We start from the raw sequence: 13,713 nt of genomic DNA, 5'->3' as shown, positions 1-13,713 counted from the left end.
ACGCGATGGCGACCAGGCTGACAGCGCAGGATGCGTCGTTCTACTTTCTCGAGGCCAGTAGCAGCCCCATGCACCTCGGGTCGCTCGCCATCTTTCGGACTCCGCGCAGCGGATTCAGCTACGACCGACTGCTGTCGTTGGTCGAACAACGATTGGCCTTGGTTCCCCGGTATCGGCAGAAGGTGCGTGAGGTCGCCTTCGGTCTGGCCAGGCCGGTGTGGGTCGACGACGCGGATTTCGACATCACGTACCACATTCGCCGGTCGGCGCTCCCGAAGCCTGGTTCCGACGATCAGTTGCACGATCTGATCGCGCGACTGACCTCGCGCCCACTCGATCGCACTCGGCCGCTGTGGGAGATGTATCTGGTCGAGGGCCTGTCGAAGAATCGCTTCGCGATCTTCACCAAGTCACACTCGGCCTTGGTCGACGGCGAACACGCGCTCGACATCGGTCAGGTCATTCTGGATGCGAGCAAGAATCCGCCGCCGATGGCCGAGGAACTCTGGATGCCTGCGCGCGAGCCCAAGGACTCGGCGTTGGTCATCGATGCTCTGACCGAGTTGGTGGTGCGTCCTGGGGAGAGCGTCGAGGCTCTGCGCGGTGCGGTCCGCGGGGCTGCCGGTGTCGCGGGCGAGGCAGTGCGTGCCGCCGCGAAGGTCGCGGCAGTTCTGCGCACCGCGACCCAGAGCGCGCCGTCGAGTCCGCTGAACGCCCCGATCTCGCGAAACCGCAGATTCGCGGTGGCCAAGACCGAGCTCGCCGACTACCGGAGAATCCACAACAGGTTCGACTGCTCGATCAACGACGTGGTGCTCGCTGTCGTCACCGGGGCACTGCGCAATTGGCTGCTCTCTCGGGGAGAGCCCGTCACGGCCTCCTCGACGGTGCGGGCCATGGTGCCCATGTCGGTGTACGTCTCGGCCGATCGGGTCGGTTTCGGAGATGCGGCCGAGCGGCCGGTCGAGCCGGCCGAGGACGATCGCAGCGAGGTTTCGTCGTTTCTGGTGGACCTGCCCGTCGGTGAATCGAATGCCGTGGTGCGGCTCTCGCACATTGCGCACGCCACCGAGGCGCATGCCAAGCAGAGTCGCGGAGTCACCGCACAGACACTGATGCGCATCTCCGGGTTCGCGCCTGCGAGCCTGCACGCGATGGGCGCGCGGGCGGGCAGCAGGCTCTCTCAGCGGGTGTTCAATCTGATCGTCACCAACGCGCCAGGACCCCAGTTCCCGCTGTACGTGGGTGGTGCGCGCATGCTCGAGATGTATCCGGTGTCGCCGCTGTTCGAGAACCAGGCGATGAGCATCGGGTTGACGTCCTACGACGGCTACGTGTTCTTCGGGCTCAACGCCGATCGAGGTGCCATGCCCGACGTGGACGTCGTCACGGCGCTTCTGCACGAGGCATTGGAAGAGTTGGTCGATGCCAGCAACGAATCGAGAGTGTGAGGTCTTCTGCAATGCGTGTCTACGTTCCGGCGACGTTGGAGTTCTTGAAAGTGTTGTCGGCGGAGGGCGAGTTCAGCCCGGTCTCGCGCACGGCCTTCGCGGTGACACCGACGCTGCGTGAGGCGTACTCGTCCGGCGACGACGAGGAGCTTGCCGAGGTGGCGATGGGGGAGGCCGCGCGGGCCTCTCTGCGACTGATCGCCGCCGCCGTCGACGACGAGAGCGATACCGGTACGGTCGCCGAAGGTGTGGTGTACCGGCGGGCGGTGATCGCGGCCGATGTGGACGATCCCACTCTGCGCCCCGATCTCGACGATGCCGTCGTCCGGCTGAAGGAACCGTTGCGGATGGATCAGGTCGCGTCGGTCCACGTCGATCTCGAAGGGGCCGAATCGGCGGTGGCCAAGGCCGTCGCTGCCGTCGATGCCGCGGACATGGGTGACGTGGACGCGGAGTTCGTGCTCGGCGACGCCGAGGATCACACGCTCGCGTGGTACGCCCCGCAAGAGTTGTCGTTTCTGCTCGAACTGCTGTGACTCGGCCGTGTTCGCGCGGGCACGATTCACATCGGCGCAGGTGTTCCCCGACCCGAACCTACGGTAGCGTAACCTCGATGACCGCAAGCGGTTCAGTATCTCGATCGAGGGGATGGAACACCCGATGGATCTGAAGAAGTGGCTGGAGGCTCCGGCGGCCGGAGTATCGGCCCCCAAGCGTCCGAGACTGAACATGGTGCGTGGTGCCTTCACCCGCATCACCACTCCCTTGTTGCCCGATGACTACCTGCATCTGGCGAATCCTCTCTGGTCCGCACGCGAACTGCGCGGTCGCATCGTGCGAGTGGAGAAGGAAACCGCGACGGCGGTGACCCTGGTGATCCAGCCGGGTTGGGGCTTCAACTTCGATTACCGGCCCGGCCAGTACATCGGGATCGGGTTGCACCTCGGCGGGCGTTGGCACTGGCGGTCCTACTCGCTGACCTCTCCGCCGAACTGGGAGGACAAGCTGATCTCCATCACCGTCAAGGCGATGCCGGAAGGCTTCCTCTCGTCACACCTGGTCGGCGGTGTCCCGCAGGGAACCATCGTTCGGCTGGCCGCCCCGAAAGGCAATTTCGCGCTGCCCGTGCCGCCGCCGAACAAGATCTTGTTCGTCACGGCAGGCAGCGGCATCACCCCGATCATCTCGATGCTGCGGGCTTTGGATCGGCACGGCGACATGCCCGACACCGTGCACATCCACTCGGCACCCACCGAGGACGAAGTCATGTTCGCCGCCGAGATCGCCGCGCTGGAGAAGTCTCATCCCAACTTCACCTCGCACGTGCAACTGACGCGGTCGGACGGCAAGTTCGCACTCGCCTCGCTCGACGAGCTCTATCCCGACTGGCGCACGCGTGACACCTGGGCGTGCGGGCCTGCGGCTCTGCTCGAAGAGATCGAGAAGACCTGGAAACGCGAGGGGATCGAGGACCGGCTTCACCTGGAGCGGTTCGAGATCTCGCGCGCCGACACCTCCGGTGCAGGCGGCACCGTCACGTTCTCCAAATCGGACAAGAAGACCACCGTCGACGGCGCGACCAGCCTGCTCGAAGCCGGTGAGAACGTCGGCGTTCAGATGCCGTTCGGCTGCCGGATGGGTATCTGCCAGACGTGCGTTGTCCCGTTGACGGCAGGGCATGTGATCGACCTTCGTTCCGGTAAGGAACACAGTGAGGGCGACCGCGTCCAGACGTGCATTTCCGCTGCTGCGGGCGATTGCACACTGGAACTGTAGGTCTGTTTTTCGCACACCGCCTTCTCAGACTGTTCGGTTACGCTTACGTAGGTTGCCCACGTCGAAACCCGATATTTCGGGCACTGCACTCAACTGTTGGAGGACCCGGTGGCTATCACCGACATCAAAGAGTTCGCTCATCTCAGCGAAGCGGACATGGAAGCGTTCGGTCGTGAACTGGATGCGATTCGTCGAGACGTCGAAGACAGCCGCGGCGAGCGCGATGCCGCCTACATCCGTCGGACGATCAGACTGCAGCGGCTGCTCGAGCTCGGTGGCCGTGCGGTGCTGCTCGGCAGCAAGTATCGGCCGGCCTGGTTCGTGGGTACGGCGATGCTCAGTGTCGCCAAGATCGTCGAGAACATGGAACTCGGCCACAACGTGATGCACGGGCAGTGGGACTGGATGAACGATCCGGAGATTCACTCCACCTCGTGGGAGTGGGATCAGACCGGTCCGTCGGAGCAGTGGAAACGCGCCCACAATTACTCGCACCACACGTACACCAACATCGTCGGCATGGACGACGACATCGGCTTCGGCATCCTGCGGATGACCCGCGACGAGCCGTGGAAGCCGATCAACCTCGTTCAGCCGCTCGCCAACATCGTGCTGGCCACCACCTTCGAGTGGGGCATCGCGCTGCACGATTACGACGCGCAGAAGCAGTTGGACGGCGAGGACGAGAAGGGCCTGCTGAAGTCTCCGGCGACCCGCGCCTTCGCGCGCAAGATCGCCAAGCAGGTCGGCAAGGATTTCGTGCTGTTCCCGGCACTGTCCGGTCCGGCGTGGAAGTCGACGTTGACCGCCAACGCGACGGCCAACCTCGTCCGGAATTTGTGGGCGTACGCGGTGATCTTCTGTGGTCACTTCCCCGACGGGGCAGAGAAGTTCACGATCGGCCAGTTCGAGACCGAGACACGACCCGAGTGGTACCTGCGTCAGATGCTGGGCAGTGCGAACTTCGACGCCGGTCCGGTCATGGCGTTCATGAGCGGCAACCTCTGCTACCAGATCGAGCACCACATGTTCCCGGATCTGCCGAGCAACAGGTACTCGGAGATCGCAGAGAAGGTGCACGCTCTGTGCGAGAAGTACGACCTGCCGTACACCACGGGGTCGCTCGGCAAGCAGTACCTGCTGGCGCTGCGGACCATTCACAAGCTGTCGCTGCCCGACTCGTGGTTGCGTGCCACGTCCGACAACGCTCCCGAGACGTCCTCCGAGCGACGGTGGCGCGTAGGGGATTCGCCTGCCGTTCATGCTCTTCGGATCGATCCGCTGACCGGGCAGCGCCGCGGTCTGCGGTCGGCGATGCAGGAGGCGCGTGTGAGCCTGCGCAACGCCAAGAAGGAAGCCAGGCGTCAGGCCAAGGCCCTTCGTCGATCGGGCGACCGCGCGTCGTTGTGAATCGTCACACACATTCCCGGCGCTAACCTACGGAACCGTAAGTTACGATACGGTAGGTGACGGAATCACACATGGCCTGATACGCGAGCTGTGTGTTCACGACTGCCAGGAGGTTGTTTCCCATGGCGATTACGGACGTCAAAGAATACGCGCATCTGACCGATGCCGACATCGAGGCGTTGGGCCACGAGCTCGACGCCATCCGGCGTGACATCGAAGCGTCCCGCGGTGAACGCGACGCCCGGTACGTCAAGAACACGATCCGCCTGCAGCGATCCCTCGACATCGGTGGCCGGGCCGTGCTCTTCGCCAGCCGTCGTCGTCCGGCGTGGCTCGTCGGCACCGCCATGCTCGGTGTCGCGAAGATCATCGAGAACATGGAGCTCGGCCACAACGTCATGCACGGCCAGTGGGACTGGATGAACGACCCGGAAATCCACTCCACGTCGTGGGAGTGGGACAACACGGGGCCGTCCGCTCACTGGAAGCAGACGCACAACTACATTCACCACAAGTACACCAACGTGCTCGGCATGGACGACGATGTCGGCTACGGTCTGCTGCGCGTCACCCGCGATCAGCGGTGGAAGCCCTTCAACATCGGCAACCCCGTCTACAACCTGCTGCTGCAGCTGTTCTTCGAGTACGGAGTGGCGCTTCAGCACCTCGAACTGGGCAAGGTCGCCAAGGGTCGAGTGCCGCGTGAGGAATTCGAGCAGAAGCGGCGCGAGGTGCTCGAGAAGGTCGGCAAGCAGATCGGCAAGGACTACGTCCTGCATCCGTTGCTGACCGGTCCCGCCTGGAAGAGCACATTGACGGCGAACATCGCCGCCAACATGATCCGCAACGTGTGGACCAACACCGTCATCTTCTGCGGCCACTTCCCCGACGGTGCGGAGAAGTTCACCAAGTCCGACATGGAGGGCGAAACTCAGGGTCAGTGGTACCTGCGTCAGATGCTCGGCAGTGCGAACTTCAACGCGGGCCCCGTCATGGAGTTCATGAGCGGCAACCTGTGCTACCAGATCGAGCACCACCTGTTCCCGGATCTGCCCAGTAACCGCCTGCGCGAGATCAAGGTTCGAGTGCTCGAACTGGCCGAGAAGTACGACCTGCCGTACACGACCGGCTCGATCGTCCACCAGTACTTCCTGTCGTGGCGAACCATCGCCAAGCTGTCGCTGCCGAACAAGTACCTGAAGGCGACCAGTGACGACGCTCCCGAGACTGCGTCCGAGCGCAAGTGGGCCGATGCTCCGGCCGGTTTGTTCACCGTCGATCCCGAAACGGGCAAGCGTCGCGGTCTCCGCACCGCCATCGCAGAGACGAAGAAGCGCAAGGGAATTCGCAGCCTGGTCCGCAAGGCCGCGTAAGTTCCGAACGGCGTGCAGCCTGGTGGCAACCGACCCCGAAAGGGGGGTTGCTACCAGGCTTCGTTCGCTCGAACGGCTTCGAGGAGCAGACGCACGGCCGCGACGCGTCGGGCTGCGTCTCCGGTCAAGGTGTCCAGAGCGCACTCGGGATCGGCGGGTGGGCCGAGGTGGGTGCATCCTCGGGGACAGTTCTCGATGGTGTCGGCCAAATCGGAGAACGCTGCGACGACGTTCTCGGGGGAGATGTGCGCCAGTCCGAACGACCGGATACCGGGAGTGTCGACCACCCAGCCGCCGCCGGGCAGAGGGAGCGCCACCGACTGCGTCGAGGTGTGACGGCCCTTCCCGACGCCCGAGACCACACCGGTGGCGCGATATGCGTCGGGTACGAGCCTGTTGACGAGCGTGGACTTTCCGACGCCCGAGTGTCCGATGAGCGCCGTCACCTTGTCGGTCAGCATCGCGGTCAGCTCGGTGAGGTCCTCGGACTGGCCTGCCAACACCACCGGGACGTCCAGGTCGGCGAAGGCCGCGGTGAATTCCTCGGGGTCGGCCAGATCGCTCTTGGTCAGGCACAGGACCGGTTCGAGTCCGCCGACGTACGCAGCCACCAGCGCCCGCTCGACGAAACCGGTCCGAGGCGGCGGGTCCGCGAGCGCGGCCACGATGAGCAGCCGGTCGGCGTTGGCCACCACCACCCGCTCGAACGGATCGGTGTCGTCCGCCGTGCGCCGCAACACCGTGCGCCGCTCGGCGACGCGCACGATTCGGGCCAGAGTGTCGACCTTGCCCGACAGATCTCCGACGATGCCGACCTCGTCGCCCACCACGATCGGAGTACGGCCCAACTCGCGGGCACGCATCGTCACCACCGGCCGTGCCGGGTCACCGCCGAGCACACAACCCCATCGGCCGCGGTCGACGGACACCACCATGCCTGCTTCGGCGTCGTTGTGTTCGGGTCGAGTCTTGGTCCGTGGACGCGAACTCTTGCCCGGTCGGATACGAACGTCGGACTCGTCGTATCGGCGCGCGGTCAGGAGCCGACCCCGCTCGGTGTCGACGCGGACAGCATTGCGTCCCACAACATCTCGAAACCGGGCAGAGTCTTGGCTGTGGTACCGATGTCGTCCACCTCGACCCCGGGGACACGCAGTCCGACGATTGCGCCCGCGGTGGCCATCCGGTGGTCGGCGTACGAGTGCCAGACGCCTGCGTGCAGCGGAGCCGGATCGATGCGGATGCCGTCGTCCGTTTCCACGGCGCGCCCACCCAGTCGGACGATCTCGGTTGTCAGTGCGGCGAGTCGGTCGGTCTCGTGGCCCCGCAGGTGGGCGATGCCACGCAGAATCGACGGACCTTCGGCCAGTGCGGCGAGTGCCGCGACCGTCGGGGTCAGCTCGCCGACATCGTGAAGATCGAAATCGATGCCGCGCAACGTATCCGGGCCCTCGACGGTCAAGATGCCTGCGGTCAGGTCGACTCGAGCGCCCATCCGGGTGAGTATCTCGCGGAAGGCATCGCCGGGCTGGGTGGTCGATTCGGGCCAATTCGGCACGCGCACTCGGCCTTCGGTCACCACCGCTGCAGCGAGGAAAGGGGTGGCGTTGGACAGATCCGGCTCGATGATCCACTCGATCGGCGCGACCGGTCCGGGGTGCACCCGCCAGGTGTTCGCGTCACCACCGGACTCGGGGGAATCGACTCGGACGCCGGCGCGCCGCAACATGTCCACGGTCATGTCGATGTGCGGCATGGACGGAACAGGCTTGCCGATGTGGTGGATTTCGATTCCCTCGTCGAACGCCGCCGCGGAGAGCATCAGACCCGAGACGAACTGCGAGGAACCCGAGGCGTCGATGTCGACCGATCCGCCGCGCAGCGAACCGGTGCCGCGCATCGTGAACGGCAGAGCGCTGCCGTCGATCTCGGCCCCCACCGCACGCAGGGCGTCGAGGATGGTGTCGAGTGGACGAATGCGAGCCTGTTCGTCGCCGTCGAACGACACCTCGCCCGCGGCGAGGGCAGCCAGTGGCGGCACGAAGCGCATGACGGTACCCGCCAGACCACACTCCACGGCTCCTCCGTGCAACGGGGCCGGAGTCACGCGCAACGCCGTCCTGTCGTCGTCCGCGGCGATGATCTCGATCCCCAAGGTTGCCAGGGCGTCGATCATGAGATCGGTGTCACGGCTGCGCAGAGCACCGGTGATCGTGGACGAGCCGGAGGCGAGCGAGGCGATGATCAGTGCGCGATTGGTGATCGATTTCGATCCGGGCAGAGTGACTGTCGCGTCGACGGGTGCGACGGCGGCGGGGGCTGTCCAATTGCTCACCGGTCCATCTTCTCTCATTCGATGTCAGCGCGCGGCGATGGGCGCGGTTGTGGCACGGGTGAGCCCGATGAGATCGGCTGGTGCGAGTTCGATTTCCAGTCCCCGGCGACCTCCGCTGCACAGAATCGTCTCGAAGCCGAGAGCCGAGTCGTCGATCGCGGTGGGCAGGGATCTGCGTTGCCCGAGTGGTGAGATGCCGCCGAATACGTACCCGGAGGAGCGCTCGGCGGCAGCCCTGCCGGCCATCGCGATCTTCCTGGTGGACAGCGCAGCGGCCGCGGTCTTGAGGGAGAGCATCGCCGTCACCGGAACGATCGCCACCGCCAGCGAGCGATCTGCTCGTTCCACGACGAGCGTCTTGAAGACCTGTTCGGGTCGAACGCCGAGCCGTTCGACGAGTATCCGGGCTGCCTCCTCGCCGTAGGACTGCACCCGAGCATCGTGGTCGTACGAGTGCACGGTGTGCGCCACCTTTCGTGCGGTGAGCAGCGCGAGAGCGGGTGTGGACGCAGCCATTCACCGGACTCTAGCGACCGAGCGGGAACACGACGGGACGACGCCTTGTTGTGTAACGACAGATACGGATGCAGGCGGAAGGAATGACGAATGGCAGTGCTGACCGCGGGACGTCCCCTCGTGTTGAAGGGGGTGATCTCTTCGCAGAAGCCGACTACGGGCGCCGTAGCCTGGGCGGTGGAAGCTATCGAAGGGATCAGCGTGACAGAAGCCAGCAATCCCGTCGCTGACGTGGACGACGAGAAGGCGATCGCGGAGCGCAGGGCTGCCGAGACCGAGGCACAGTTGACCGAGCGCTTCGAGCGCGACGCGTTGCCGATGCTCGATCAGCTCTACGGCGCAGCTCTGCGAATGACGCGTAACCCTGCCGACGCCGAGGATCTGGTTCAGGAGACGTTCGTCAAGGCCTACTCGGCGTTCCGATCGTTCCGTGAGGGCACGAACCTCAAGGCATGGCTGTACCGAATTCTCACCAACACCTACATCAATTCCTATCGCAAGAAGCAGCGTCAGCCCGCTCAGTACCCCACCGACGAGATCAGTGACTGGCAGCTCGCCGCCACCGCCGAACACACGTCGACAGGGTTGCGATCCGCCGAGGTGGAAGCTCTGGACGCGCTGCCGGACGACGACATCAAAGCCGCGCTGCAGTCTCTGCCCGAGGAATTCCGGATGGCTGTGTACTACGCCGACGTCGAGGGATTCCCGTACAAGGAGATCGCCGAGATCATGGGCACGCCCATCGGCACGGTGATGTCGCGTCTGCACCGCGGACGCAAGCAACTGCGAGGCCTGCTGGCCGGGGTTGCACGGGAGCGCGGATTCAACCGGGACGGCGCAGTCGACCGGCACGAGCAGGAGGTAGTCCAGTGACGGGCACCGGAAAGATCGACGGCGGGGACGAAGGCGACGCACAGTTCGAGCGGCTCGACTGCTCGGCGGTGATCGCGGACGTGTGGGTGATGCTCGACAACGAATGCGACGAAGCGAGCCGGACCCGTCTGCAGAAGCACATCGACGAATGCGGATCCTGCTTCGAGGCATATGGAATCGAAGAGAAGGTCAAGCGGCTCATCTCGCGCAAATGCGGGGGAGACCAGGCACCGGCCGGGTTGCGCGAGCGACTGAGCGTCGAGATCCGACGGACGGTGTTGATTCGTCAGACCGACTCCGAATAACCGCAGTTCGTACGACGACGAGGGGCCGAGAAGCAGTAGCTTCTCGGCCCCTCGTCGCTTGTGGCAAACCGTCAGCTGTTCGGACGTTTGCCGTGGTTGGCCTTGTTGCCCTTACGAGCACGCTTCTTACGTCCACGCTTTCCCATGATGGGCTCCTCTCGTTTGTTCACAACAGTCTCCCACGTGTGATTGGCTTACTGTGACGGGCCTGGCCTCCGGTGGGTGGTCCGCGCAGTTCGTGGTGACGTGAGAGAGGGGTTCGCCGGTGTCCGAGGACGTTCGTGCGGAGATGGTGTCCACGGTGTTTCAGGTGGTCGTGGCCCGAGGCGACGCAGTCGAGGTCGGTGACACCCTCGTCATCCTGGAATCGATGAAGATGGAGATTCCCGTGTTGGCCGAGACGGCAGGGACGGTCACATCGGTTGACGTCGCGGTGGGCGACGTCATTCAGCAGGGCGACCTCATCGCCGTCGTGTCCTGAGCAGTGATCACGTGAGCTGTCGTGTCGACCCTCAGTGACCTTCTGGCCGAGCACACCGACCTCCCCGGTGTCGCGGTCGACCACTTGCAACGAGTCGTGGGGGAGTGGCAGCTGCTGGCCGACCTGTCGTTCGCCGACGTGCTGCTGTGGGTCGGCACCGATGACGTGGCCAGTGGGACTGCCGACGTGCTGTGTGTGGCTCAGTGCCGGCCGACCACTGCGCCCACGGTCTTCACGCACGACATCGTGGGAACGACGATCTCCGAGTCCGAGCACCCCGACGTGATGGTCGCGCTGCAGCAGCGGCAAATAGTGCACGGAGGAGTGGTGACCCGGACCGAGAGCATTCCGGTGCGCTGCGGGGAGCACGTCATCGCGGTGCTGACCCGAGACACCAATCCCGCGCAGCTCCGTCCGCCGAGTGCCCTCGAGGTCGCGTATCGGGAATGTGCCGACGACCTGTGTCTGATGATCAGCGAAGGGACGTTTCCCACCCCGGAGGAGCGGACCGATGTGAACTCGTCCCCGCGAGCGGGCGACGGATTCATTCGCGTCGACACCGAGGGGCGGGTGGACTACGCCAGTCCCAACGCCCTCTCGGCGTACCACCGGATGGGATTGACGACGGAGTTGTCCGGTCGAGATCTGGCGTCGGTCACGCGATCTCTGGTCACCGACCCGTTCGACTCACAGGAAGTGGCCGACCACATCAGATCGTCGCTCAGCGGCAACGTGGGACACCGGATGGAGGTCGATGCACGCGGTGCCACCGTTCTCGTGCGTACGTTGGCTCTGCAGCCCCGGGGGAGGTCGGCCGGTGCGGCTGTGCTGATCCGCGATGTCACCGAGGTGAAACGACGCGATCGAGCCCTCCTCAGCAAGGACGCGACCATCCGAGAGATCCATCATCGGGTGAAGAACAACCTTCAGACGGTGGCGGCGCTGCTCCGGCTGCAGTCTCGTCGACTCGAGAACGAGGAAGCGCGGACGGCGTTGTCCGAGTCGGTTCGTCGGGTGACGTCCATTGCACTCGTGCACGAGATGCTGTCGATGTCGGTGGACGAGGAAGTGGATCTCGACGAGATCGTCGATCGTCTGGTGCCCATCATGTTGGACATAGCGACGGTCAACCCGAGAGTTCGAGTGGTGCGCGAGGGCAAACTCGGAGTCTTCTCGGCCGAACGGGCGACGCCCTTGGTGATGGTGCTCACGGAGCTGGTGCAGAACGCGATGGAGCATGGATTCGACGCCGGTTCTGCGGGTGTCGTCCGAATCGGAGCGGACCGGTCCGCGAAGTGGCTCGATGTTGTCATCCACGACGACGGGCGCGGGTTGCCCACGGGGTTCTCCCTGGAACGCTCGGACGGTCTCGGACTGCAGATCGTGCGCACGCTGGTATCGGTGGAGCTGAACGGATCGCTCGGTCTGCATCCGGCGGCGGGAGGGGGAACCGACGCGATGTTGAGAGTTCCTCTGGGACGGCGTGTGCCGAGGGCCTGATGCACGTTCGGTGAACAGTGTGTAACGAGCCCGCCGACGATCCGTGGAACGCAGAAGGCCCGGTATCCGCTGAGCGGGTACCGGGCCTTGCCGATTGCTGCGTGTGCGTCCTAGACGGAGCTGCGTGCGCGCGTACGTGCGTTGCGTCGCTTGAGAGCACGGCGCTCGTCTTCACTCATTGCGCCCCATACTCCTGCGTCCTGGCCGGATTCGAGTGCCCAGGACAGGCATTCAGCGGTGACGGGGCACCGAGTACAGACGACTTTGGCATCGGCGATCTGCGCGAGCGCCGGACCACTGTTTCCCACCGGGAAAAATAGTTCCGGATCTTCATCGCGACAAATTGCCTTGTGGCGCCAGTCCATCCTCTGCTCCTTACCGGGCGCCGAAGCGCCGTTTCGTTTGTCTTCTGTTCACGAGTGGGTAACCAATGTTTCCGCACTGTTGCTTGTGAATGCTTTCACGAACTCAGGTGAAGTCAAGGGGTACGCGCGTGACCGTGGTCAAGCTCACTCTGTTAGGCTCGCTTTAGCCTTCTGCGCTCCTTTGTACCCCGAGTGAACGGATTTCGCTCGTGGTTTCCCCAGAACAGCGCTGTGTGTTGCCGCATATGCCCAGGACGGGCGGCCCTCACCTGCCCGGCGCGACCACTTCGAGCGCGTCGGGAGTGGAGAAGAACTCCGCTTCCGTGCGCTCGCCCAGATAGTCGCCATCCATCTGCAAACCGACCGGTTCCGCCGACGAAATTCGGACACTCGGCACATCATCGATCCGAATCAGCTTGCGCGACTTCGGTTCTGCGCCCTTGGCCAGCAACTGGCGAGACACCCGCAAGGTAGGGAGCAATGCAGTCGAACGCATGCCGAACACTCCCAGACCCGAATCGAAACCGGTACCCGGATTGGTGTGCACCGGCCTCTCGTTCAAATACGTCCACGGACTCGAATTCGACACGAACGCATAGTGCACACCCTCGAACGGATCCTGACCCGGAACCTCCACCGTCAACCGAGCCGGCTGCCGCTTGTGCTTGAAGAACTCCTGCACCGCCGACCGCACATAACGCGTCGCAGACACCGGCTTGCCGTCCTTGCGCCCGGCATCGATAGCCCGACACACGTCCGCATCCAGACCCATACCCGCGTTGAACGTGAACCAACGGTTGTCGCAGTGCCCCAACCCGATCGTCCGCCGCGCCCGTGCATCGAGCAGGCCGATCAACTGATTCGTCGCCGCCACCGGATCCGCCTCGATACCCAGCGAACGAGCGAACACATTCGCACTACCACCGGGAACGACCGCAATCGGCGGAATCGCACCGATCGTCACCGCCTGCATCGACGTCGGCAACGGCACCCCGAGCAACCCGTTGATCACCTCGTTGACCGTCCCGTCACCACCATGAACGATCACCAGACCCATCCCGTCCTCACGGGCACCCCGAGCAAGCTCCGACGCATGATCACGATGAGTCGTCTGCGCAACCGTCACCCGCACCCGACTCGACAACGCATGAGCCAACAGATCCCGAGCCGCAGCCGTCGTAGAAGTCGCATTGGGATTGACGATCAGCAGCGCACGCACGAGCACTGACACTAACGGGGTCGTTCCGCAGGCTCCACTCCGGTCACCTGCGTCGTTCCGCAAGCTCCACTCCCGTCACCTCGGGTCGTTCCGCGGGCTCCACTCCCGT

At 64.4% G+C, this 13,713-nt stretch carries 15 protein-coding genes; 9 read left to right on the top strand and 6 right to left on the bottom strand.

The features are described 5' to 3' along the window. Positions 1-5: 5 nt before the first annotated feature. The 5 genes from CH296_RS25375 (at position 6) to CH296_RS25355 (ending at position 6,010) form a co-directional block, all read left to right on the top strand. Positions 6-1,451, top strand: a complete 1,446-nt coding sequence (locus CH296_RS25375; RefSeq protein WP_094632545.1) for a wax ester/triacylglycerol synthase family O-acyltransferase — start codon at positions 6-8, stop codon at positions 1,449-1,451. A gap of 11 nt (positions 1,452-1,462) precedes the next feature. After that, a complete protein-coding gene (locus CH296_RS25370; RefSeq protein ID WP_032397668.1) occupies positions 1,463-1,987 on the top strand; it encodes a hypothetical protein in 525 nt (174 codons plus the stop codon). 124 nt (positions 1,988-2,111) lie between these two features. Then, complete coding sequence (locus CH296_RS25365) at positions 2,112-3,227, top strand: ferredoxin reductase (RefSeq protein ID WP_032398293.1); 1,116 nt, start codon at positions 2,112-2,114, stop codon at positions 3,225-3,227. Positions 3,228-3,335: 108 nt separating this feature from the next. Beyond that, on the top strand, positions 3,336-4,637 hold the full coding sequence (locus CH296_RS25360) for a fatty acid desaturase (RefSeq protein ID WP_032398294.1): 1,302 nt from the start codon (positions 3,336-3,338) through the stop codon (positions 4,635-4,637). A 122-nt stretch (positions 4,638-4,759) separates the two neighbouring features. Next, complete coding sequence (locus CH296_RS25355; protein WP_032397669.1) at positions 4,760-6,010, top strand: fatty acid desaturase; 1,251 nt, start codon at positions 4,760-4,762, stop codon at positions 6,008-6,010. A gap of 50 nt (positions 6,011-6,060) precedes the next feature. Here CH296_RS25355 and rsgA read toward each other — a convergent pair whose 3' ends face one another. The 3 genes from rsgA to ybaK are packed head-to-tail and all read right to left on the bottom strand — an operon-like array spanning position 6,061 to position 8,861. Continuing rightward, entirely contained in the window at positions 6,061-7,095 is a 1,035-nt protein-coding gene (gene rsgA / locus CH296_RS25350) for a ribosome small subunit-dependent GTPase A (protein WP_179277812.1), read from the bottom strand. Beyond that, positions 7,047-8,363 (bottom strand): 3-phosphoshikimate 1-carboxyvinyltransferase, encoded by a 1,317-nt coding sequence (gene aroA / locus CH296_RS25345; protein ID WP_094632509.1) that lies wholly within the window; start codon positions 8,361-8,363, stop codon positions 7,047-7,049. Before aroA ends, rsgA begins: the two co-directional genes overlap by 49 nt. A gap of 6 nt (positions 8,364-8,369) precedes the next feature. Then, complete coding sequence (ybaK, locus tag CH296_RS25340; RefSeq protein ID WP_094685914.1) at positions 8,370-8,861, bottom strand: Cys-tRNA(Pro) deacylase; 492 nt, start codon at positions 8,859-8,861, stop codon at positions 8,370-8,372. A gap of 90 nt (positions 8,862-8,951) precedes the next feature. On the opposite strand from ybaK, the gene CH296_RS25335 reads away from it, so the two are divergent. Both CH296_RS25335 and rsrA read left to right on the top strand, forming a co-directional pair. Beyond that, positions 8,952-9,734, top strand: coding sequence for a sigma-70 family RNA polymerase sigma factor (locus CH296_RS25335; protein WP_230596997.1), 783 nt, complete (start codon positions 8,952-8,954; stop codon positions 9,732-9,734). Next, complete coding sequence (gene rsrA, locus CH296_RS25330; protein WP_179272768.1) at positions 9,731-10,039, top strand: mycothiol system anti-sigma-R factor; 309 nt, start codon at positions 9,731-9,733, stop codon at positions 10,037-10,039. The genes CH296_RS25335 and rsrA overlap by 4 nt, the downstream gene beginning before the upstream one ends. A gap of 71 nt (positions 10,040-10,110) precedes the next feature. Here the strand turns inward: rsrA and CH296_RS29915 are convergent, their stop codons facing one another. Next, complete coding sequence (locus CH296_RS29915; RefSeq protein WP_370878772.1) at positions 10,111-10,185, bottom strand: 50S ribosomal protein bL37; 75 nt, start codon at positions 10,183-10,185, stop codon at positions 10,111-10,113. Positions 10,186-10,304: 119 nt separating this feature from the next. Here CH296_RS29915 and CH296_RS25325 point away from each other — a divergent pair, with 119 nt between their 5' ends. Beyond that, positions 10,305-10,520 carry a biotin/lipoyl-binding carrier protein gene (locus tag CH296_RS25325; RefSeq protein ID WP_008717734.1) on the top strand — a complete coding sequence of 72 codons (216 nt, stop codon included), beginning with the start codon at positions 10,305-10,307 and terminating at the stop codon, positions 10,518-10,520. A gap of 21 nt (positions 10,521-10,541) precedes the next feature. Next, entirely contained in the window at positions 10,542-12,020 is a 1,479-nt protein-coding gene (locus CH296_RS25320; RefSeq protein ID WP_032397672.1) for a sensor histidine kinase, read from the top strand. A gap of 110 nt (positions 12,021-12,130) precedes the next feature. On the opposite strand, the gene CH296_RS25315 is transcribed toward CH296_RS25320, so the two are convergent. After that, a complete protein-coding gene (locus CH296_RS25315; protein WP_032366305.1) occupies positions 12,131-12,385 on the bottom strand; it encodes a WhiB family transcriptional regulator in 255 nt (84 codons plus the stop codon). Between the two features lie 265 nt (positions 12,386-12,650). Next, positions 12,651-13,604 (bottom strand): diacylglycerol kinase family protein, encoded by a 954-nt coding sequence (locus CH296_RS25310; RefSeq protein WP_032398298.1) that lies wholly within the window; start codon positions 13,602-13,604, stop codon positions 12,651-12,653. Between the last annotated feature and the right edge of the window lie 109 nt (positions 13,605-13,713).

The sequence above is a fragment of the Rhodococcus sp. 14-2496-1d genome, from assembly GCF_002259365.1.
Classification (GTDB): domain Bacteria; phylum Actinomycetota; class Actinomycetes; order Mycobacteriales; family Mycobacteriaceae; genus Rhodococcoides.
The sequence above is the reverse complement of the archived record's forward strand: the minus strand, read 5'-3'. Positions and strand labels throughout refer to the sequence as shown.